At 71.2% G+C, this 19,154-nt stretch carries 18 protein-coding genes and 1 CRISPR repeat array; of the genes, 12 read left to right on the plus strand and 6 right to left on the minus strand.

The window, feature by feature from the left end:
- The first annotated feature begins 155 nt into the window (after positions 1 to 155).
- Positions 156 to 320: direct repeats of the CRISPR family, unit length 23 nt; unit sequence TGCGCGGGGGCGTGGATCGAAAC.
- Positions 321 to 914: 594 nt separating this feature from the next.
- Positions 915 to 1,853 carry a transposase gene (locus KBB57_RS06415; RefSeq protein ID WP_290747739.1) on the plus strand — a complete coding sequence of 313 codons (939 nt, stop codon included), beginning with the start codon at positions 915 to 917 and terminating at the stop codon, positions 1,851 to 1,853.
- 21 nt (positions 1,854 to 1,874) lie between these two features.
- On the opposite strand, the gene KBB57_RS06420 is transcribed toward KBB57_RS06415, so the two are convergent.
- From KBB57_RS06420 to KBB57_RS06430, 3 genes are all read right to left on the minus strand, one after another.
- Positions 1,875 to 2,225 (minus strand): hypothetical protein, encoded by a 351-nt coding sequence (locus KBB57_RS06420; RefSeq protein ID WP_290747741.1) that lies wholly within the window; start codon positions 2,223 to 2,225, stop codon positions 1,875 to 1,877.
- Positions 2,222 to 4,822 carry an ATP-dependent chaperone ClpB gene (gene clpB / locus KBB57_RS06425; RefSeq protein WP_290747743.1) on the minus strand — a complete coding sequence of 867 codons (2,601 nt, stop codon included), beginning with the start codon at positions 4,820 to 4,822 and terminating at the stop codon, positions 2,222 to 2,224. Before clpB ends, KBB57_RS06420 begins: the two co-directional genes overlap by 4 nt.
- A 131-nt stretch (positions 4,823 to 4,953) precedes the next feature.
- Positions 4,954 to 5,508, minus strand: coding sequence for a dihydrofolate reductase family protein (locus KBB57_RS06430; protein WP_290747745.1), 555 nt, complete (start codon positions 5,506 to 5,508; stop codon positions 4,954 to 4,956).
- Between the two features lie 165 nt (positions 5,509 to 5,673).
- Between KBB57_RS06430 and crcB (KBB57_RS06435) the strand changes: the two genes are divergently transcribed.
- From crcB (KBB57_RS06435) to KBB57_RS06475, 9 genes are all read left to right on the plus strand, one after another.
- Entirely contained in the window at positions 5,674 to 6,087 is a 414-nt protein-coding gene (crcB, locus tag KBB57_RS06435) for a fluoride efflux transporter CrcB (RefSeq protein ID WP_290747747.1), read from the plus strand.
- A 17-nt stretch (positions 6,088 to 6,104) separates the two neighbouring features.
- Entirely contained in the window at positions 6,105 to 6,482 is a 378-nt protein-coding gene (gene crcB / locus KBB57_RS06440; protein WP_290747749.1) for a fluoride efflux transporter CrcB, read from the plus strand.
- Positions 6,483 to 6,586: 104 nt separating this feature from the next.
- Complete coding sequence (locus KBB57_RS06445) at positions 6,587 to 7,270, plus strand: DUF2270 domain-containing protein (RefSeq protein ID WP_290747751.1); 684 nt, start codon at positions 6,587 to 6,589, stop codon at positions 7,268 to 7,270.
- 71 nt (positions 7,271 to 7,341) lie between these two features.
- Positions 7,342 to 8,328 carry a complex I NDUFA9 subunit family protein gene (locus tag KBB57_RS06450; RefSeq protein ID WP_290747753.1) on the plus strand — a complete coding sequence of 329 codons (987 nt, stop codon included), beginning with the start codon at positions 7,342 to 7,344 and terminating at the stop codon, positions 8,326 to 8,328.
- A gap of 95 nt (positions 8,329 to 8,423) precedes the next feature.
- Positions 8,424 to 9,245 (plus strand): undecaprenyl-diphosphate phosphatase, encoded by an 822-nt coding sequence (locus KBB57_RS06455; RefSeq protein WP_290747755.1) that lies wholly within the window; start codon positions 8,424 to 8,426, stop codon positions 9,243 to 9,245.
- Positions 9,246 to 9,431: 186 nt separating this feature from the next.
- Positions 9,432 to 10,868 (plus strand): NAD(P)-dependent oxidoreductase, encoded by a 1,437-nt coding sequence (locus KBB57_RS06460; protein ID WP_290747757.1) that lies wholly within the window; start codon positions 9,432 to 9,434, stop codon positions 10,866 to 10,868.
- A 5-nt stretch (positions 10,869 to 10,873) separates the two neighbouring features.
- Positions 10,874 to 11,296 carry a GFA family protein gene (locus KBB57_RS06465; RefSeq protein WP_290747759.1) on the plus strand — a complete coding sequence of 141 codons (423 nt, stop codon included), beginning with the start codon at positions 10,874 to 10,876 and terminating at the stop codon, positions 11,294 to 11,296.
- Positions 11,297 to 11,349: 53 nt separating this feature from the next.
- Positions 11,350 to 15,873 (plus strand): glutamate synthase large subunit, encoded by a 4,524-nt coding sequence (gene gltB / locus KBB57_RS06470; protein ID WP_290747761.1) that lies wholly within the window; start codon positions 11,350 to 11,352, stop codon positions 15,871 to 15,873.
- Between the two features lie 38 nt (positions 15,874 to 15,911).
- Positions 15,912 to 16,397 carry a cupin gene (locus tag KBB57_RS06475; protein WP_290747763.1) on the plus strand — a complete coding sequence of 162 codons (486 nt, stop codon included), beginning with the start codon at positions 15,912 to 15,914 and terminating at the stop codon, positions 16,395 to 16,397.
- Between the two features lie 46 nt (positions 16,398 to 16,443).
- Here KBB57_RS06475 and KBB57_RS06480 read toward each other — a convergent pair whose 3' ends face one another.
- Positions 16,444 to 17,391 (minus strand): hypothetical protein, encoded by a 948-nt coding sequence (locus tag KBB57_RS06480; protein ID WP_290747764.1) that lies wholly within the window; start codon positions 17,389 to 17,391, stop codon positions 16,444 to 16,446.
- On the opposite strand from KBB57_RS06480, the gene KBB57_RS06485 reads away from it, so the two are divergent.
- Both KBB57_RS06485 and KBB57_RS06490 read left to right on the plus strand, forming a co-directional pair.
- Positions 17,386 to 17,511, plus strand: coding sequence for a Loki-CTERM sorting domain-containing protein (locus KBB57_RS06485; RefSeq protein WP_290747765.1), 126 nt, complete (start codon positions 17,386 to 17,388; stop codon positions 17,509 to 17,511). The two genes, KBB57_RS06480 and KBB57_RS06485, sit on opposite strands and share 6 nt — an antisense overlap.
- Before the next feature lie 105 nt (positions 17,512 to 17,616).
- Positions 17,617 to 17,925 carry a hypothetical protein gene (locus KBB57_RS06490; protein WP_290747766.1) on the plus strand — a complete coding sequence of 103 codons (309 nt, stop codon included), beginning with the start codon at positions 17,617 to 17,619 and terminating at the stop codon, positions 17,923 to 17,925.
- Between the two features lie 18 nt (positions 17,926 to 17,943).
- Here KBB57_RS06490 and KBB57_RS06495 read toward each other — a convergent pair whose 3' ends face one another.
- Complete coding sequence (locus tag KBB57_RS06495) at positions 17,944 to 18,243, minus strand: hypothetical protein (RefSeq protein ID WP_290747767.1); 300 nt, start codon at positions 18,241 to 18,243, stop codon at positions 17,944 to 17,946.
- Between the two features lie 276 nt (positions 18,244 to 18,519).
- Positions 18,520 to 19,125, minus strand: coding sequence for an NADPH-dependent FMN reductase (locus tag KBB57_RS06500; RefSeq protein WP_290747768.1), 606 nt, complete (start codon positions 19,123 to 19,125; stop codon positions 18,520 to 18,522).
- Positions 19,126 to 19,154: the final 29 nt, after the last annotated feature.

Below are 19,154 nucleotides of genomic sequence, written 5' to 3' on the forward strand. Positions count from 1 at the left end.
CGACGACCTGGCGCTTGAACGCGGCGCTGTGACGGCGGTGTTGTCCCGGCATCGGCTTTCATACTCCGAAAGCCCGAGCGGGGGAAAATCAGCCAACCTCCGTGTCCAACCCCAGGGGCGCACTCCAAAGAGCCGGGACATTTGGGCGGCGCTGTGTCGCCCCATGCGCGGGGGCGTGGATCGAAACTCGGAGCAGCTGATCCGCGACGTGCGCGACACGGGTCGCCCCATGCGCGGGGGCGTGGATCGAAACCGACCCTTGCCCCAGAGCCACAGCACGACTGCCTGGTCGCCCCCTGCGCGGGGGCGTGGATCGAAACGACAGCAGATAGTCCTCGTGCCGCGCGACGACGCGTCGCCCCCTGCGCGGCTACGGCATTCACACATCCCGGCGCTGCGAATGAGGAGCCTGCGTGATTGCCTTGTGGGAAGGGAGAGCGGGATGGACATGAGGCTGGGCAGGTTCGGGGACGGACGGCTCGAAAAAGGGGGGCCGATCTGCTCGCGCGGATGGTTGCGCAGGGCGGTCGGGGCGTACGGGTGCGGCGGCTCGGGGGAAGCCGGGCGGGGGAGATGCGCTTCACGCGGTTCCTGCGCAATCCGTCGGTGACGCTCGACGAGATGATCGAGACGGCCTTTGGACGGACTGAGGCGGCCTGCGCGGAGCGGGAGGTTCTCGCGATCCAGGACACGACGGTGACGCGATCGACGGGCGGGGGCGGGAGCTACCTGCACGCGATGATCGCGGTTGATGCGACAAGCGGCGCGGTCCTCGGGCGCTCGACGCGCAGTTCCTCGAGCGCAGCGAAGGCGGCAAGGCGAGCCGGCTCGGGCCGCAGGCCGGGGATCGCGAGAGCGCCCGCTGGCTGGCGGGCGCGGAGCGGGCGGGACGGGTCCGCGGGGCGGCGCGCGTCATGGTGGTGGGGGATCGCGAGGCGGACGTGTTCGCGCTCTTCGCCGGCCGCCCGGCCCATGTGGACCTGCTGGTGCGCGTCCTGCACGACCGGGCGCTCGCAGGGGGCGGGCGGATGGCGGCGGCGATCGCGGCGGGGCCGCGCTTCGGGTTCGCCGCGCTCGACCTGCCCGCCCGCCCCGGCGTGGCGGCGCGCACCGCCCCGCTGTCGATCCGCTTCGGCCGGCTCGACCTCAGGCCGCCGCGGGAGAGCGGCAAGGCCGGCGCCGGGCCGGTGGCGATGACGTATGTCGACCTCTGTGAGGAGACCCCGCCGACCGGCGTGACGCCGGTGCATTGGCGGCTCCTGACCACCCGCGCCGTAGGGACGGTCGCGGACGCGCTCGCCATCGCCGCGGCCTATGCGAAACGCTGGAAGATCGAGGAGCTCTTCCGGACGTCGAACCGAAGGTTCGCCTTCGGCGAAACGAAGCGCAAGGGCTTCGACATCGAGGCCCTGCGGATCGCCGCGGAGGCCCAGCGCAACCGCCTGATCCTCGCCTGCCTCGTCGCCGCCACCGTCGTCATGCAGATGGTCGCGGCCCGCGACGGGGCCCGCGACGGGGCCCGCGACGGGGCCCGCGACGGGGGCAGCCCGGGCGCGGGCGAGCCCCCGCCCCGGCTCCGCCCCCTCACCGACGCCTTCGCCCCGGAGGACCGCCCGCTCCTCGAGGCCGCCAGCCGCAGCCTCGAGGAGCGGACCGCGCGCCAGAAGAACCCCCATCCCCCGGGCAGCCTCGCCTTCGCCACATGGGTCTGCGCCCGCCTCGGCGGATGGACCGGCTACTACGGCAAGCCCGGCCCCATCGTCATCCTCAGCGGATGGACCGAATTCCACTCCCTCAAGCAAGGCGCCCACCTCGCCCACAATACCGCCAACGACGAGCACAGGGATGTGTGAATCCGGTAGGCCGGCGGCAGGTCAGCAGCGGAAGGGCAGGAAGGTGCTCGCCGCGCCCATGTTCATCGCGGCGATGGTCAGCATGTCCGCCGCCGCGATCTCCTGCGGGCCCTGCGGGCAGACCTCGCGCCCCTCGCGGCAGCCCGAGGCGATGAAGGCCTCGTTGCCGCGCAGGAAGTCCGCGCCGAGGCCTTCCGTCCCCTGCCCGAGCAGCACCGCGTCCCAGGCCTTGGCATAGGCCGCGCATTTCGCCGTGCCCCAGGCCCGCAGCCGCGCGTCGTCCTCGTCCTGCGCCGCGGCCGGGACCGCGAGCAGCGCCAGCAGAGGGGCGAGCCGCAGCCCGCCCCTCCAGCCTTTCGTCCATCCGGTCAATGCACCGTCGCCGCCTTCGGCGCCTTGGTCTCGCCGCCGACCGCGAGTCCGTCGGGCCCGACGCTCACCGGCACCGTGGCGCCGTCGAGGATGTCGCCCGCGAGGATCTTCTCGGCGAGCGGGTCCTGCAGCGCCTTCTGGATCACCCGCTTCAGCGGGCGCGCGCCGTAGACCGGGTCGTAGCCCCGGTCGGCAAGCCAGGTCTGCGCCGCCTCGTCGACCTTGAGCGCGATGCCCCGCGGCGCGAGGCGCTTCTCCAGAAGGTCGAGCTGGATCGCGACGATCCCGTCCATGTTGGCGCGGCTGAGCCGGTCGAAGAGCACGATCTCGTCGAGCCGGTTCAGGAACTCCGGCCGGAAATGCGCCCGCACCGCCGCCATCACCTGATCCCGCGCGCTCTCGGCGTCCGCCCCCTCGGGCAGCGCGCTCAGCGCCTGCGAGCCGAGGTTCGAGGTCAGCACGATCAGCGTGTTCTTGAAGTCGACCACGCGCCCCTGCCCGTCGGTCAGCCGGCCGTCGTCGAGCACCTGAAGGAGCACGTTGAACACGTCCGGGTGCGCCTTCTCGACCTCGTCGAACAGGATCACCTGATAGGGCCGGCGCCGCACCGCCTCGGTCAGCACCCCGCCCTCGTCGTAGCCGACATAGCCCGGAGGCGCGCCGATCAGCCGGGCGACCGAGTGCTTCTCCATGAACTCGCTCATGTCGATGCGCACCATCGCCTGGTCGTCGTCGAAGAGGAACGACGCCAGCGCCTTGGTGAGCTCGGTCTTGCCGACGCCGGTCGGGCCGAGGAACAGGAAGCTGCCGAGCGGCCGGTTCGGGTCGTTGAGGCCCGCCCGCGCCCGCCGGACGGCGTTCGACACCGCCTCGACCGCCTCGTGCTGGCCGATCACCCGCTTGCCGAGCGCCTCCTCCATGCGGAGCAGCTTGTCGCGCTCGCCCTCCAGCATCCGGTCGACCGGGATGCCGGTCCAGCGCTCGACCACCTGCGCGATCTGCTCGGGCGTCACCGCCTCCGGCACCACGTCGGCGCCGCCCTTGGCCTCGGCCTCGGCGAGCTTCGCCTCCAGCCCGGGGATGATGCCGTAGGCGAGCTCGCCGGCGCGGGCGAGGTTGCCCTGCCGCTTCGCCGTCTCGAGCTCGATCCGCATCTGGTCGAGCTGCTCCTTGATGTCGGCCGCGCCCTTGAGCTTGTCGCGCTCCGCCTGCCAGGCGGCGGTCATCTCGCGCGACCGCTCCTCGAGGCCCGACAGCTCCTTGGCGAGCTTTTCCAGCCGGTCCTGGGACGCCTGGTCGGTCTCCTTCTTCAGCGCCTCGGCCTCGATCTGCTTCTGCAGGATCTCGCGGTCCAGCGTGTCGAGCTCCTCGGGCTTCGAGTCGACCTGCATCCGCAGCCGCGAGGCGGCCTCGTCCATCAGGTCGATCGCCTTGTCCGGCAGGAACCGGTCGGCGATGTAGCGGTGCGAGAGCGTCGCCGCCGCGACCAGCGCGCTGTCGGAGATGCGTACGCCGTGGTGGACCTCGTACTTCTCCTTGATGCCGCGCAGGATCGAGATCGTGTCCTCGACGGTCGGCTCGGAGACGAAGACCGGCTGGAAGCGCCGGGCGAGCGCCGCGTCCTTCTCGACGTACTTGCGGTACTCGTCGAGCGTGGTCGCGCCGACGCAGTGCAGCTCGCCCCGCGCCAGCGCCGGCTTCAGCAGGTTCGAGGCGTCCATCGCCCCGTCGGCCTTGCCCGCGCCGACCAGCGTGTGCATCTCGTCGATGAAGAGGATGATCTCGCCCGCCGCGGCCTGGACCTCGTTCAGCACGGCCTTCAGCCGCTCCTCGAACTCGCCGCGATACTTCGCGCCGGCGATGAGCGCGCCCATGTCGAGCGCCATCAGCCGCTTGTCGGCGAGGCTCTCCGGCACGTCGCCGTTGACGATGCGGAGCGCGAGGCCCTCGGCGATCGCCGTCTTGCCGACGCCGGGCTCGCCGATCAGCACCGGGTTGTTCTTGGTGCGGCGGCTGAGGACCTGCATCGAGCGGCGGATCTCCTCGTCGCGGCCGATGATCGGGTCGATCTTCCCCTCGCGCGCCGCCTCGGTCAGGTCGCGCGCGTACTTCTTCAGCGCGTCGTAGCCATCCTCGGCCCCGGCGGTGTCGGCCTTGCGGCCCTTGCGGATGTCGTTGATCGCGCCGTTGAGCCCCTGCGGCGTCACGCCCGCGGCCTTGAGCGCCGCCTGCGCCTCGGACTTGACGAGCGCGAGCGCCGTCAGCATCCGCTCGACGGTGACGAAGCTGTCGCCGGCCTGCTTGGCGATCTTCTCGGCCTCGGCGAGCACCTTGCCGGTCTGGGTGTCCATGTAGAGCTGGCCGTCGCCGCCCTCGACCTTGGCCTGCTTGCCGAGCGCCGCCTCGACATTGGCGTAGGCGATGCCGGGATCGCCGCCGGCGGCGCGGATCAGGTTGCCGGCGAGGCCCTGCTCGTCGTCGAGCAGCGCCTTCAGCAGGTGGTCGGGCAGGAAGCGCTGGTGGCTTTCCCGCATGGCGATCGTCTGCGCGGCCTGGACGAAGCCGCGGGCGCGATCGCTGAACTTCTCGAAATTCATGTCGTCTCATCTCCCTCTCGGCGCCTTCGGTCGGACGCCCACCTGTGCGGCGCGTCCCGGGGAAGGCCTTGGCGAGAACGTAGGGCGGGGCCTCGGTGGTTGCAAGATTGCCACAGTCGCCCGCGCGAGATTCAGGCGCCGGCCAGCGCGTAGCGCAGGATGACCGTGCCGCCGCGGGTCGGCTCGGCCGAGAGGAGCGTCAGCGAGACGCGGTCGCCCTCGCGGAAGAGCGGGCGGCCGCGGCCGAGGATGACCGGGACGACGCCGATCAGCATCTCGTCGATGACCCCCTCCGGCAAGAGGGAGGCGACCAGGTCGGCGCTGCCGAAGATGTAGAGGTGCTTTTCCGAGCGCGCCTTGAGCGCGCGGATCTCGCCGAGGATGTCGGCGGTCGCCCGGCTGTTGCTCCAGGCGAGGTCGGTCAGGGTGCGCGAGGCCACGAGCTTCGGCAGGGCGTTCATGTAGGCTTTGATCCCGCCGTCCTCGTCGGCCTCCGGCCAGTAGGCCGCCATGCCCTCGTAGGTCTTGCGCCCGAAGACCAGCGCCTCGGCCTGCGCCCCGAACGTCAGGCTGAGGTCGCGCAACTCGTCTCCCCAGGCGAGCGCGTGGAAGGACAGGTCCCAGGGCTCGGGGCCCTCGAAGCAGCCGTCGAGGGTGACGAGGTTCCAGACGATCAGCTTGCCCATGGCGTTCTCCGATCCGGCGCCGGCCCGCCGGAGGCGCCCGGGGACGGCCGGCGTGATCGTGGAGCGCGCAGGGCGGTTCGGCAACCTCCGGCATTTTCACGATTCGGGGTGAGCGGTCCCACGCCCTGCGCAGGCGGCAGCGATACGGCAAGGAACCGACGGCGGTTGACAGCCCGCCCCGGCGGCCGCAGCCTGCGCCGCGTGTCGAGCCTTCTTCCCTTCGCCGCCGTCGCGCTCGGAGGCGCCCTCGGGGGCGCGGCGCGGCATGTCGCGGCGATGGCGGTGACCCGCCGGACCGACGAAGGGTTTCCCTGGGGGATCCTCGTGGTCAACCTCTCCGGGGCGGCGATGGTCGGCGCGCTCGCGGCGCTGGTCCCGGCGGAGCACGACCCGCTGCGGCTCCTGCTCGGGACGGGCTTTCTCGGCGGCTACACCACCGTCTCCGCCTTTGCGCTGCAGACGCTCACGCTCGCCGAGGAAGGGCGGCCGGGCGCGGCTTTCGGCTACGTCGCGGCGTCGGTGGCCGGTTCGATCGCGGCCGTGGCGGCCGGCTTCGCCCTCGCGGATCTCCTCCGCTGAGCGCGGGCCGCGAGACCGTGGCGGTCGCGCTCGGCAGCGCCCTCGGCTCGCTCGCCCGCTGGGAGGGCGCCGGGGCGCTGCAGGCGGCGCTCGGCCCGCCGTTCCCCTCGGGGACGCTCGCGGTCAACGTCGCCGGGTCGTTCCTGATCGGCCTCATCGCCGCGCTCACCTCGCCGGGCGGCCGGTTCCCGGCGAGCCCGGCGGTCCGCCTCTTCCTGATGGCGGGCTTCTGCGGCGGGTTCACCACTTTCTCGACCTTCGCGCTCGACACGCTCCAGCTCGCGCAGCGCGGCGCGGCCCCGGTGGCGCTGCTCTACGTCGCCCTCTCGGTCCCGCTCTGGCTCGCCGCGGTCCTCACCGGCTGGCGGCTCGGCCGGCGCCTCGACCGCGCCTGACCCGCGCTTCCGCGAGGAATCCGGTCAAGCCCTTGAAACCGAACGAATGGACTTGCGGGCGCGCGGGCTTATACTGACCGGACACGCGCTTCGGGGAGAGCGCCATGCCCTTGGATACTGCGAGCCCGGCGACGCCGCGGACGACCTTTGATTCCGCCGAGCTCGGCGCGGTCGCGCATCTCTACCGCGGCGAGGTCTACCGCTCGACGATCTGGCGAACCCGGCTCGACCAGACCACCAACTGGGCGGTGGTCACCACCGGGCTGGCGCTGTCGCTGACCTTCTCCGGCCCCTCGGCCTCGCCGCTGCCGCTGATGCTGGTCGGCCTCCTCGTCGTGGTGTTCCTGATGTTCGAGGCGCGGCGCTATCGCTACTTCAACGTCTGGCGGGCGCGCTGCCGGCTGATGGAGACCGACCTCTACGGGCCGCTGCTGCGCGGCGAGGGCGTCCGCCTGGACGGACAGTGGAACACGCTCCTCGCCGAGGATTACAGCCATCCGCGCTTCCACATCTCGATGCTGACCTCGGTCGGCCGGCGGCTGCGCAAGAACTACGCCTACATCCTCGCCGTGCAGGCGGTGGCCTATTTCGGCAAGATCGCCATCCATCCGGTGCCGGTCCACAACTGGGGCACCTATCTCGACCGCGCCGCGATCGGCCCGATTCCCGGCGGCCTCGTCATCCTCGCGGGCGTCGCGTTCCACGGAACCTGGATCGCCGTCGCCATCTTCACGCTGCGGGCCGAGAAGCGGCGCCGGAGCGACGGCAAGCTGATCGCGGCCGGCTGAGCTTCCGCCGGGACTTGTTCCACGGCCGCCGCGACGCTACCACCCGAAGGACCGCGCCAGGGAGAATCGCCATGCCCAGCCCCATCGTCACCATCTTCGGCGGCTCGGGGTTCATCGGCCGCTATGTCGCGCGACGCATGGCGCGGGCGGGGTGGCGGGTCCGGGTCGCCGTGCGCCGGCCGAACGAGGCGCTCTTCGTGCGCACCTACGGCGTCGTCGGACAGGTCGAGCCGGTGCAGGCCAACATCCGCGACGAGGACAGCGTCCGCCGCGCCGTCGCCGGGGCCACCGCGGTGGTGAACTGCGTCGGCATCATGGTCGAGAACGGCAAGCAGCAATTCGACGCCGTTCAGGACGAGGGCGCCGGCCGCGTCGCCCGCCTCGCCGCCGCGGCGGGCGCCACGCGGCTGGTCCACGTCTCCGCCATCGGCGCCGACGCAGGCGGCGACAGCCTCTACGCGCGCAGCAAGGCCGCCGGCGAGGCCGCCGTCCTCGCCGCCTTCCCCGGGGCCGTCATACTGCGCCCCTCGATCGTCTTCGGCGTCGATGACGCCTTCTTCAACCGCTTCGGCCGGATGGCGCGGATCTCGCCGGTGATCCCGCTGGTCTCGCCCGGCACGCGCTTCCAGCCGGTCTATGTCGACGACGTGGCCGCCGCCGCCGAGGCCGCGGCCAGGGGCGACGCCGCGCCCGGCGTCTACGAGCTCGGCGGCCCCGACGTCGCGAGCTTCCGCGCGCTGATCGAGCGGCTGCTCGACATCGTCCGCCGCCGCCGTCTGATCGTGACCGTGCCGGCGGGCCTCGCCGCGCTCCAGGGCTCGGCGCTCGATTTCGCCCAGCGGATCAGCTTCGGCGCCTTCGTCAACGAGATGCTGACCCGCGACCAGGTACGCCTCCTCGCCCATGACAACGTCGTCGCGCCCGGCGCGAAGGGCCTCGCCGACCTCGGGGTTGCGCCCACCGCGATGGCGGCCGTCCTCGAGAGCTACCTCTACGCCTATCGGCCCGGCGGCCAGTACGCCGCGATCAAGGATTCCGCGGCGCAGCTCCGCAGCTGACGCCGCCAGCGCCCGGAGTAACCAGTACCGCGATGTCCCAGCTTCCGCTCCCAGCCGAGCGCGCCCCGGCGCGCGCCGCCCGGTCCTGACCCCCGATGGAGAACACGCTCTTCGTCGCCGCGGTCCTCGGCGTGCTCGAGGGCCTGACCGAGTTCATCCCGGTCTCCTCGACCGGCCACCTGCTCCTCGCCTCGTACTTCCTCGGCTTCACCTCGCCCGGGAACACCTTCGCCGTGCTGATCCAGCTCGGCGCGGTGCTGGCGATCCTCTCGGTCTACGCCGGGCGGCTGATCGGCATCGCCCGGGCGGCGCCGCACGACCCGCGGGCGCAGCGCTTCATCGTCGCGGTGCTGATCGCCTTCCTGCCGGCGGTTGTGGTCGGCGTGCTGGCCCATGACCTGATCAAGGACGTGCTTTTCGAGACGCCGACGCTGATCGCGGTGATGCTGGTCCTCGGCGGCGTGGTGCTGCTCTGGGTCGACCGCATGGCCGACAACCCGCGCTACCACGACGCCCTCGACTTCCCGCTGTCGCTCGCCTTCAAGATCGGCCTCTTCCAGTGCCTCGCGATGATCCCGGGCGTGTCGCGCTCGGGCGCGACCATCGTCGGCGGGCTCCTCTCCGGCGCAGACAAGCGCGCGGCGGCGGAGTTCTCGTTCTTCCTCTCCATGCCGACCATGGCCGGCGCCTTCGCCTACGACCTCTTCAAGAACCGCCACCTCCTCTCGACGGACGATCTCGCGGTGACCGCCGTCGGCTTCGTCGCCGCCTTCCTGTCGGCGGTGTTCGTGGTGCGGCGGCTCCTCGATTTCGTCTCCCGCCGCGGCTACGCGCCGTTCGGCTGGTGGCGAATCGCGGTCGGCGTGGTCGCCCTTGTGGCGATCTGGGCCGGAGCTGGATCCGGGAATGGTAACTAAGTCGCCAAAGCTGACCTAATCTCTGCCTAAACTTTCACCGATTGATGAGGCCCGCACCCTGATCGGCTAATCGGGTCAGCATAACTGACTTTTCTTTCCTGCGAGCCTCGGGTAAGGGTTCGGAAATTCCCTGCCGTCGGCGGGCGAGTACCGAAACTTGCGCAAATGTCGCAGGAGGGAGCGGTCATGGCGGGCAACATCATGCTGAAGTTCGTCAGCGTGCCGAGGGACATGCCGAGCAAGCGCGGCGTGGCGGAGCGCCGCGAGGACTTCGACGAGATCTATCGCGAGTTCGCCGCGGCCAAGGCGGCCGAGCAGGCGAGCCGCTGCTCGCAGTGCGGCGTGCCCTACTGCCAGACGCATTGCCCCCTTCACAACAACATCCCCGACTGGCTGAAGCTGACTGCCGAGGGCCGGCTGCGCGAGGCCTACGAGATCAGCCAGGCCACCAACACCTTCCCCGAGATCTGCGGCCGCATCTGTCCGCAGGACCGGCTCTGCGAGGGCAATTGCGTCATCGAGCAGTCCGGCCATGGCACGGTGACGATCGGCGCGGTGGAGAAGTACATCACCGACACCGCCTGGGAGGAGGGCTGGGTCCAGCCGATCCGCCCCCTGCGCGAGCGCACCGAGAGTGTCGGCGTCATCGGCGCCGGGCCCGGGGGGCTCGCCGCGGCGGACATGCTGCGCCGGGCCGGGGTGCAGGTGACCATCTACGACCGCTACGACCGGGCGGGCGGCCTCCTCACCTACGGCATCCCCGGCTTCAAGCTGGAGAAGGACGTGGTCCTGCGCCGCAACGAGCAGCTGACCGACGGCGGGGTGACGCTGCGGCTCAACTGCAACGTCGGCGAGGACATCGGCTTCGAGGACATCCGCGCCGCCCATGACGCGGTGGTGATCGCCACCGGCGTCTACAAGACCCGCGAGCTCGGCGGGCCGGGCTCCGGCCTCGCCGGGATCGTGCGGGCGATCGACTACCTGACCGCCTCGAACCGCAAGGGCTTCGGCGACGCGGTGCCGGAGTTCGACGACGGCACGCTCGACGCCGACGGCAAGCGGGTGGTGGTGATCGGCGGCGGCGACACGGCGATGGACTGCGTGCGCACCGCGATCCGCCAGGGCGCCGTCAGCGTGAAGTGCCTCTACCGCCGCGACCGCGCCAACATGCCGGGGTCGCAGCGCGAGGTGCAGAACGCCGAGGAGGAGGGCGTGGAGTTCCTGTGGCTGACGAACCCCCGCGGCTTCCTCGGCGACGAGCGGGTGACCGGCGTCCGCGTCGCGCGGATGCGCCTCGGCGCGCCGGACGCGAGCGGCCGCCAGGCGCCGGAGGAGGTGCCGGACGCCGACTATACCGAGCCGGCCGACCTCGTCGTCAAGGCGCTCGGCTTCGAGCCCGAGGAGCTGCCGACGCTCTGGGGCGCGCCGGAGCTGGCGGTGACGCGCTGGGGCACGGTCAAGGCCGACTTCGCCACCAAGGAGACGAGCCTCCCGGGCGTCTACGCGGTCGGCGACATCGTCCGCGGCGCGAGCCTCGTCGTCTGGGCGATCCGCGACGGCCGCGACGCGGCGGAAAGCATCCTGCGCCGGCTCGACGGCGCGGCGCGCATCGCGGCGGAGTGAGGGGGATGAAGGGCTCCTGCGTCTGCGGCGCCTGCCGGTTCGAGGTGGCCCTCGCGCCGGGGACGAAGTTCCACGCCTGCCACTGCGAGACCTGCCGGCGCTGGACCGGCTCGGTCAACTTCTCCGTCGAGGTCGCGCCCAACGCGATCCGCTTCGTCGAGGGCGCGCCGATCGCCGCCCGCCAGACCTCGGACTGGGCCGAGCGGACGTGGTGCGCGGAGTGCGGGTCGAACCTCTTCTACCGGCTGACCGTCGGGCCGAAGGCCGGCTGGATGTATCTCGCGCTCGGGCTCCTCGACGAGCCGGGCGGGATCCCCTTCGGGGGCGAGATCTACATCGACCGCAAGCCCGACACCTACGACCTCGCCGGGGAGCATCCCCGGATGACCAAGGCCGAGACCGAAGCCCGCTTCGCCGCCTCGGCCTGACCGTCGACCGCCACGCCCGGGCGTGAGAGCGCCCCCCGCCAGGAGACCTTGCCATGACCACCTACGACGAAGCCTGGGTCCGGGAGCAGGAAGCCGCGCTGAAGCGCCTCGAGGCCGAGGGGCTCTACGCGGCCGACGAGGAGCGCGACAGCTGCGGCGTCGGCTTCGTCGTCGCCATCGACGGCAAGCCGCGCCGCGCGGTGGTGGAGAAGGGCATCCGCGCGCTCAGCGCCATCTGGCACCGCGGCGCGGTCGACGCCGACGGCAAGACCGGCGACGGCGCCGGCATCCACGTGCAGATCCCGAAGGCCTTCTTCGAGGAGCAGGTCCGCCGCACCGGCCACACGCCGCGCGCCGAGCGGCTGGCGGTCGGGCAGATCTTCCTGCCGCGGAACGACTTCGGGGCGCAGGAGGCCGCGCGGACCATCGTGGAGACCGAGGTCCTGCGCATGGGCCACTACATCTACGGCTGGCGGCACGTGCCGGTGGACATCTCCTGCCTCGGCGACAAGGCCAACGCCACGCGGCCGGAGATCGAGCAGATCCTGATCTCCAACGCCAAGGGCGTCGACGAGGAGACCTTCGAGCGCGAGCTCTACGTCATCCGCCGCCGCATCGAGAAGGCGGGGGCGGGGATCCGCGACTTCTACCTCTGCTCGCTCTCCTGCCGGTCGGTGATCTACAAGGGCATGATGCTCGCCGAGGACGTGTCGGTGTTCTACCCCGACCTCCTCGACCCGCGCTTCGAGAGCGCGTTCGCGATCTACCACCAGCGCTATTCCACCAACACCTTTCCGCGCTGGTGGCTGGCGCAACCGTTCCGCATGCTCGCACATAACGGCGAGATCAACACCTTCAAGGGCAACGTGAACTGGATGCGGAGCCACGAGATCCGCATGTCCTCCGACTACTTCGGCGAGCTTGCCGAGGACATCAAGCCGATCATCCAGCCGAACGGCTCCGACAGCGCCGCGCTCGACAACGTCTTCGAGGTGCTGGTCCGGGCCGGCCGCGTCGCGCCGATGGCGAAGTCGATGCTGGTGCCCGAGGCCTGGTCGAAGCTCGCCACCAAGATGCCGCAGGCGTGGCAGGACATGTACGCCTACTCGAACGCCGTGATGGAGCCCTGGGACGGCCCCGCCGCCCTCGCGATGACCGACGGGCGCTGGGTCTGCGGCGGACTCGACCGCAACGGGTTGCGGCCGATGCGCTACGTCGTCACCGGCGACGGCATCCTGATCGCCGGCTCCGAGGCGGGCATGGTCCCCGCCGACGAGATGACGGTCAAGGAGAAGGGCGCGCTCGGCCCCGGCCAGATGATCGGCGTCGACATGGGCTCGGGCCAGCTCTACCACGACGCCGAGATCAAGGACCTGATGTCCGCCGCCCAGCCCTTCGGCGAGTGGGTCGGCTCGATCGTCGACCTCGAGCAGATCACCGCCGACGCGCCCGAGCGCCCGGTCTACGAGGGCGCCGAGCTGCGCCGCCGGCAGGCCGCCGCCGGATACACGATCGAGGAGCTGGAGGTCATCCTCCACGCCATGGCCGAGGACGGCAAGGAGGCCATCGGCTCGATGGGCGACGACACGCCGCCGGCGGTCCTGTCCGACCGCTACCGGCCGCTCAGCCACTACTTCCGCCAGAACTTCAGCCAGGTGACCAACCCGCCGATCGACTCGCTCCGCGAGCATCGGGTGATGTCGCTGAAGACCCGGTTCGGCAACCTCAAGAACGTCCTCGACGAGGACAACAGCCAGACCGAGATCCTCCAGCTCGAGAGCCCCTTCGTCTCGAACGCGCTCTTCGAGGGAATGCTGCGGCAGTTCGGCGATTCCGTCGTCGAGATCGACTGCACCTTCCCGGCGGGCGCCGACGACGGCGCGCTGCGCGACGGCCTCGCCCGCATCCGCGCCGAGGCCGAGGAGGCGGTGCGCGCCGGGGCGAACCACATCGTGCTGACCGACCACCGGCAGGGCCCGGAGCGGGTCGCCATGCCGATGATCCTCGCGACCAGCGCCGTGCATTCCTGGCTGACCCGCAAGGGCCTCAGGACCTTCACCTCGGTCAACGTACGCTCGGCCGAGTGCATCGACCCGCACTACTTCGCGGTGCTGACCGGCTGCGGCGCCACCACCGTCAACGCCTATCTCGCCGAGGATTCCATCGCCGACCGCATCAACCGCGGCCTCGTCGAGGGCACCCTCACCGAGGCGGTCGCGCGCTTCCGCACCGCCATCGACCAGGGCCTGCTCAAGGTCATGTCCAAGATGGGCATCTCGGTGGTCTCGTCCTATCGCGGCGGGCTGAACTTCGAGGCGATCGGCCTCTCCCGCGCGCTGGTCGCCGAGTACTTCCCCGGCATGGTCAGCCGCATCTCCGGCATCGGCGTCTCGGGCCTGCAGCGCCAGATCGAGCGCGCCCATGCCCGGGGCTTCGGCGCCGCCGAGAGCGTGCTGCCGATCGGCGGCTTCTACAAGGCGCGCCGCGCCGGCGAGACCCACGCCTGGGAAGCCCGGGCGATGCACATGCTCCAGGCCGCCTGCGACCGCGGCGACTACAAGCTCTGGAAGCAGTATTCCGCCGCCATGCAGGCCCGGCCGCCGATCCAGCTGCGCGACCTGCTCGACTTCACCCCCAAGGTGAGCCCTGCGGCGCTCGAGGAGGTCGAGTCGATCACCGCGATCCGCAAGCGCTTCGTCACCCCCGGCATGTCGCTCGGCGCGCTCGGGCCGGAGGCGCACAAGACGCTCAACATCGCCATGAACCGCATCGGCGCGAAGTCCGACTCGGGCGAGGGCGGCGAGGACCCGGCGCATTTCCTGCCGATGCCGAACGGCGACAATGCGTCGGCCAAGATCAAGCAGGTCGCCTCGGGCCGCTTCGGCGTCACCGCCGAGTATCTCAACCAGTGCGAGGAGCTCGAGATCAAGATCGCGCAGGGCGCGAAGCCCGGCGAGGGCGGCCAGCTGCCCGGCATCAAGGTCACCGAGCTGATCGCCCGGCTGCGGCATTCCACCCCCGGGGTGACGCTGATCTCGCCGCCGCCGCACCACGACATCTATTCGATCGAGGACCTCGCCCAGCTCATCTACGACCTCAAGCAGATCAACCCCAAGGCCAAGGTCTGCGTGAAGCTGGTCAGCCAGTCCGGCGTCGGCACGATCGCGGCGGGCGTCGCCAAGGCGAAGGCCGACGTGATCCTGATCGCCGGCCATAACGGCGGCACCGGCGCCTCGCCGGTGACCTCGATCAAGTATGCGGGCCTCCCCTGGGAGATGGGCCTCTCCGAGGCGCACCAGGTGCTGACGATCAACAACCTGCGCGACCGGGTGACGCTGCGCACCGACGGCGGGCTGCGGACGGGGCGCGACATCGTCATCGCGGCGATGCTCGGGGCCGAGGAGTTCGGCATCGGCACCGCGGCGCTGATCGCGATGGGCTGCATCATGGTGCGGCAGTGTCAGTCGAACACCTGCCCGGTCGGGGTCTGCACCCAGGACCCGCGGCTGCGCGAGAAGTTCACCGGCACGGCGGAGAAGGTGGTGAACCTGATCTCCTTCTACGCCGAGGAGGTGCGCGAGGTGCTGGCGAGCGTGGGCGCCCGCTCGATCGAGGAGGTGATCGGCCGCACCGACCTGCTGAAGCAGGTCAGCCGCGGGTCGGAGCATCTCGACGACCTCGACCTCAACCCGCTGCTGATCCAGGTGCAGAGCGGCGGCGCGCCGCTCGACCGGCGCCGGCCGCGCCAGGTCGTGCCCGACACGCTCGACGCGCGCATCGTCCAGGACGCCGAGCCGTTCTTCAAGGACGGCGAGAAGATGCAGCTCAGCTATACGGTGCAGAACACCCTGCGCTCGATCGGCACCCGGGTGTCCAGCCACATCGTCAAGCGGTTCGGCATGAACAATGGTCTCCAGCCCGACCACCTGACGATCAAGCTTGCCGGGTCCGCCGGCCAGTCGCTCGGGGCCTTCGCGGCGCCCGGCCTCAAGATCGAGGTGCAGGGCGAGGCGAACGACTATGTCGGCAAGGGCCTGTCGGGCGCCACCATCGTGGTGCGCCCGCCGCTCGGCTCGCCGCTGACGCCGCACGAGAACGCCATCATCGGCAACACGGTGCTCTACGGCGCGACCGCCGGCTCGCTCTTCGCCTCAGGGCGGGCGGGCGAGCGGTTCTGCGTCCGCAACTCGGGCGCCGAGGTGGTCGTCGAGGGCTGCGGCTCCAACGGCTGCGAATACATGACGGGCGGCGTCGCGGTGATCCTCGGCCGGATCGGCGACAACTTCGCCGCCGGCATGACCGGGGGCATGGCCTTCCTCTACGACCCGGAGAACGAGCTCGGCCTGCGCCTGAACGGCGAGACCGTGATCGCAGTGCCGGTGCGGGCCCAGGCCTGGGAGGACCTCCTGCACGGCATGATCTCCCGCCACGGCGCCGAGACCGGCAGCCCGCTCGCCGCCGAGATCCTGCGCAACTGGGACGAGGCGCTGCCGCGCTTCGTGCAGATCGTGCCGAAGGAGATGCTGAGCCGCCTCGCCCATCCGCTCGCCGACGAGCCGGCCGAGGCGCGGGCCTGACCTTGCCGGGGGCGGCTGCGGCTGCCCCCGCTTTCGCCATGCCGACCGAGAGCTTCCTCCTCGCGCCGTCCGGGGCGATCCCGAACCACCGCCGCTTCCCCGTGCTCCTGCACCGGGGCGTGGTTCCGGGCGGCGGCGCGGCGGCGATCGAGGCGGTCTTCGCCGCCAACGGCTGGCCGCCGCAGTGGCGCGACGGCGTCTTCGATTTCGATCACTTCCACAGCGAGGGCCACGAGGCGCTCGGCGTCGCCACAGGCTCGGCCCGCCTGCGCCTCGGCGGCCCGGGCGGCCGCGAGGTGACGGTCGCCGCGGGCGACGTCGTGGTCCTGCCCGCCGGCACGGGCCATCGCCGCCTCGCGGCCAGCGGCGACTTCCTCGTCGTCGGCGCCTACCCGCCGGGCCAGCGCGCCGACATCCTGCGCGGCCCCGCCAGCCCGACCCAGGCCGCCCGCATCCGCGCCCTCCCGGCCCCGGCGCGCGACCCCGCCGGCGTCGCTGAAGGCGTCCCGACGCTCTGGCGCTGAGTCCGGCCCAAGAGGCGGGCCGGGCCCTCGGGCGAGCAACCTCGTCCTACGACCGGCGGCGCCGGAAGCGGACGCCGGCGAGCGTCACGACGCCCGCTGCGAGGAACGGAAGGGCCGGCGGAAGCGGCACCGGCGCCGCCGACGGCGCGATCTCGATGGCCGTCGTGTCGACATCGAGATGCACCCAGCGTTGCCGCTGGCAATAATCGAGCCGAATGAAGGTGCAGTCCATGAGACGCAGGTCCATGGCGCCCGTCGCCACCGTCCGGGCCATGCTGACGTCGAAAGCGCTGGGGATCAAAGAACTGTAGGCCCAGCCATCGACCAACGCTCTCATGATCGTCTTGCCCAGCACCGGTTTCGCGCGGATGACGCCCCAGTCCGACTCGATGGCGGCGCCGAGAAACTTGTACCGATCCACCCGAGCCACGGCCGTCGACTGCTTCACGCCGACCTTCTGCGTCACGCCCGCGACTGTCACGCTGGTCGCGAGCCCCGGCGAGCGATCACGCGTGATCTTGCCTCCGATCAGGCGGTCCGTCGCCCCGTCCTGACGATGTCCCACGGTTGAGTCGTATATCACCTCGTACCGAACGTCCGCGCCGAGGAGATCCTGCCCGAACATGTAGGAGCCATCGTTCCACCCCTCTTCGTTGGTGACGACGTTGCTCACCGTTCCCCAGTAGGTGAGCTTCATGATCGCGGCCCGCGCAGGCGCGCCGGCGAAAGCCAGCAGGGCCAGAAAGAGAATGCAACGCACTATCACCCATCCCCAATTTGACGCTTTCGTGAGCATATCGTGAGCGCCATGCGCGACGAGGTCAACGCCCTGCCGCTCGCGCGTTAACCATTCCTTCAGAATTTCTCCGCCCCCGTGCGAAGAAACCCCCGCCTCGCCCGTTGTCGGTTCGAACGACGCATCGTCCGCCGAATTCGAGGAGTACCGGAGGGCTCGCTCGGGGCGCTGACCGCGGTCCTCGACGGCGAGATGCACCTCAACCCGGACACCGTCGCGCCCGAGAAGCCGGCGCCGCTGCCCGCCGCCGCGCCGCTCCTGCTCGCCGGCCTCGGCGCCCTCGGGCTGGCCCGCCGCCGCCGGCGCAGGGCCGCCTGACCTCAAAGGCCCGCCAGGCCAGGATTCAGGGCCGCCGTCCTCCCGGACGGCGGTCCTTTCGCGTCCCGCCCGCGCCCTCTATCCTCGGCCCGGGAGGATCCGCCGATGAAAACCGACCTCGAGGCCAGCCTCGCCGCCGACACGCCGCCCGCCGGGATGACCCCGGCGCTGGAGGCGCTGTGGTGGTTGCGCAAGGGCGGGTTCAGGACCGGGCCGGAATGGGAGAAGGCGCACGAGATCTGCCAGTCGCGGGAGGGCGACCACGCCCACGACCTCGTCCACGCGCTGGCGCACTGGATCGAGGGCGACCGCGGCAATTCCGACTACTGGTATCGCCGCGCCGGCGAGCGCCGCTTCAGCGACGACGCGGCGCAGGAATGGACCCGCCTCGTCGAGAAGATCGGCCCCGCCTGAGCCCGAGCGGCCCCGCCGTCAGCCCCGCGCGCGACGCTCCAGCTCGCGCGCGATCCCCTCGCGCCCTCGCGCCATCGCCCAGCGGTGGTTCCACGCGAAGAGCGCCGCGAGGAGCCGCGACAGCCGCCGGAGCGACGGCCTCGCCGCCGCGACGCGCCAGTCGTAGCGCGCCACGGTTGCGCCGCCGTCCCGCCGGAGCCGCCACTCGCCGCGCCCGACCAGATCGCCCTCGGCCGCGATCGCCCAGCCCAGCGGGCGGTCGTTCTCGACCAGCGTGGCGATCCAGCGCAGCCGGTAGGGCAGGAATCCCCGCGTCAACAGAAGCAACCGCCGGCCGACGCCGTCGGGCCCGCCGGGATCGAGTTCCTCTACGGCGAGATAGACCTCCGGCCACCAGTCCGGAAACCCTCCGGCGCCAGGAGCACATCCGCCACCGCCTCGACGTTGGCGTCGAGGCGCCATTCGCTGACGAGATGGAACTCCGCAGCCCCCGCCATCGCCTCAGCCCCGCCAGCGGGGCGCCAAGACCCGCGCCCTCGCCGCCTTCGAGGATAGCAGCGGCCCCGCCCGGCGCAAACCGCCGGGCGGGCGCCCTCATGCCGCCGCGCGCTCGTCCCCGGCGCGGGCGGACATCGTGGCGCGGGTCCACCAGTCGAGGTCGTCGAGCATCGCCTTCGCTGCGGGCAGGATGTTGCCCTCGATCTCGGCGATCGGCGCGTTCTGCCCCATCGGATGCACCTTGAAGAAATCCACGCCGCCGATATGCACGCCGTGCCGGATCGGAACCATCTGCAGCTCGATCGCGATGGTGCGCAGGTGCTCCGCCGCCCGCGCGCCGCCCACCGAGCCGTAGCCGAGCACCGCCGCCGGCTTGCGCACCCACTCCTTGTAGGCCTGGTCGAGCGCGTTCTTCAGGGAGCCCGGGATCGAGCGGTTGTATTCCGAGGTCACGAAGATGAACCCGTCGAAGCCCGCGAGCTTCTCCTGCCACGCCGCCGCGCGCGCATCCTCGCTCGGAACCCAGGCGTTCGACGCCTTCTCGTTGAAGAGCGGCAGGTCGAAGTCGCGCAGGTCGACCAGCTCCACCTCCCAGTCGTTGCGCTGCTGCGCGAGATCGTGGATCCACTGCGCCGGCTTGTCGGCGAAGCGCGAATCGCGCGTCGAGCCGATGATGACGGCGATGCGGGGCTTGTCGGTCATGGCGGTCTCCTCTTGAAACTGGTATAATT

Origin of the sequence: Amaricoccus sp. (genome assembly GCF_017993425.1) — a bacterium.
GTDB lineage: Bacteria > Pseudomonadota > Alphaproteobacteria > Rhodobacterales > Rhodobacteraceae > Amaricoccus.

What these genes read in the sequence shown, in the direction of transcription:
- gltB (WP_290747761.1), top strand. Translation starts at nt 11,350, where the DNA reads ATGACCACCTACGACGAAGCCTGGGTCCGGGAGCAGGAAGCCGCGCTG.
- KBB57_RS06475 (WP_290747763.1), top strand. Translation starts at nt 15,912, where the DNA reads ATGCCGACCGAGAGCTTCCTCCTCGCGCCGTCCGGGGCGATCCCGAAC.
- KBB57_RS06460 (WP_290747757.1), top strand. Translation starts at nt 9,432, where the DNA reads ATGGCGGGCAACATCATGCTGAAGTTCGTCAGCGTGCCGAGGGACATG.
- KBB57_RS06490 (WP_290747766.1), top strand. Translation starts at nt 17,617, where the DNA reads ATGAAAACCGACCTCGAGGCCAGCCTCGCCGCCGACACGCCGCCCGCC.
- KBB57_RS06415 (WP_290747739.1), top strand. Translation starts at nt 915, where the DNA reads ATGGTGGTGGGGGATCGCGAGGCGGACGTGTTCGCGCTCTTCGCCGGC.
- KBB57_RS06465 (WP_290747759.1), top strand. Translation starts at nt 10,874, where the DNA reads ATGAAGGGCTCCTGCGTCTGCGGCGCCTGCCGGTTCGAGGTGGCCCTC.
- KBB57_RS06485 (WP_290747765.1), top strand. Translation starts at nt 17,386, where the DNA reads ATGCACCTCAACCCGGACACCGTCGCGCCCGAGAAGCCGGCGCCGCTG.
- clpB (WP_290747743.1), bottom strand. Translation starts at nt 4,822, where the DNA reads ATGAATTTCGAGAAGTTCAGCGATCGCGCCCGCGGCTTCGTCCAGGCC.
- KBB57_RS06445 (WP_290747751.1), top strand. Translation starts at nt 6,587, where the DNA reads ATGCCCTTGGATACTGCGAGCCCGGCGACGCCGCGGACGACCTTTGAT.
- KBB57_RS06450 (WP_290747753.1), top strand. Translation starts at nt 7,342, where the DNA reads ATGCCCAGCCCCATCGTCACCATCTTCGGCGGCTCGGGGTTCATCGGC.
- KBB57_RS06500 (WP_290747768.1), bottom strand. Translation starts at nt 19,125, where the DNA reads ATGACCGACAAGCCCCGCATCGCCGTCATCATCGGCTCGACGCGCGAT.
- KBB57_RS06455 (WP_290747755.1), top strand. Translation starts at nt 8,424, where the DNA reads ATGGAGAACACGCTCTTCGTCGCCGCGGTCCTCGGCGTGCTCGAGGGC.
- KBB57_RS06430 (WP_290747745.1), bottom strand. Translation starts at nt 5,508, where the DNA reads ATGGGCAAGCTGATCGTCTGGAACCTCGTCACCCTCGACGGCTGCTTC.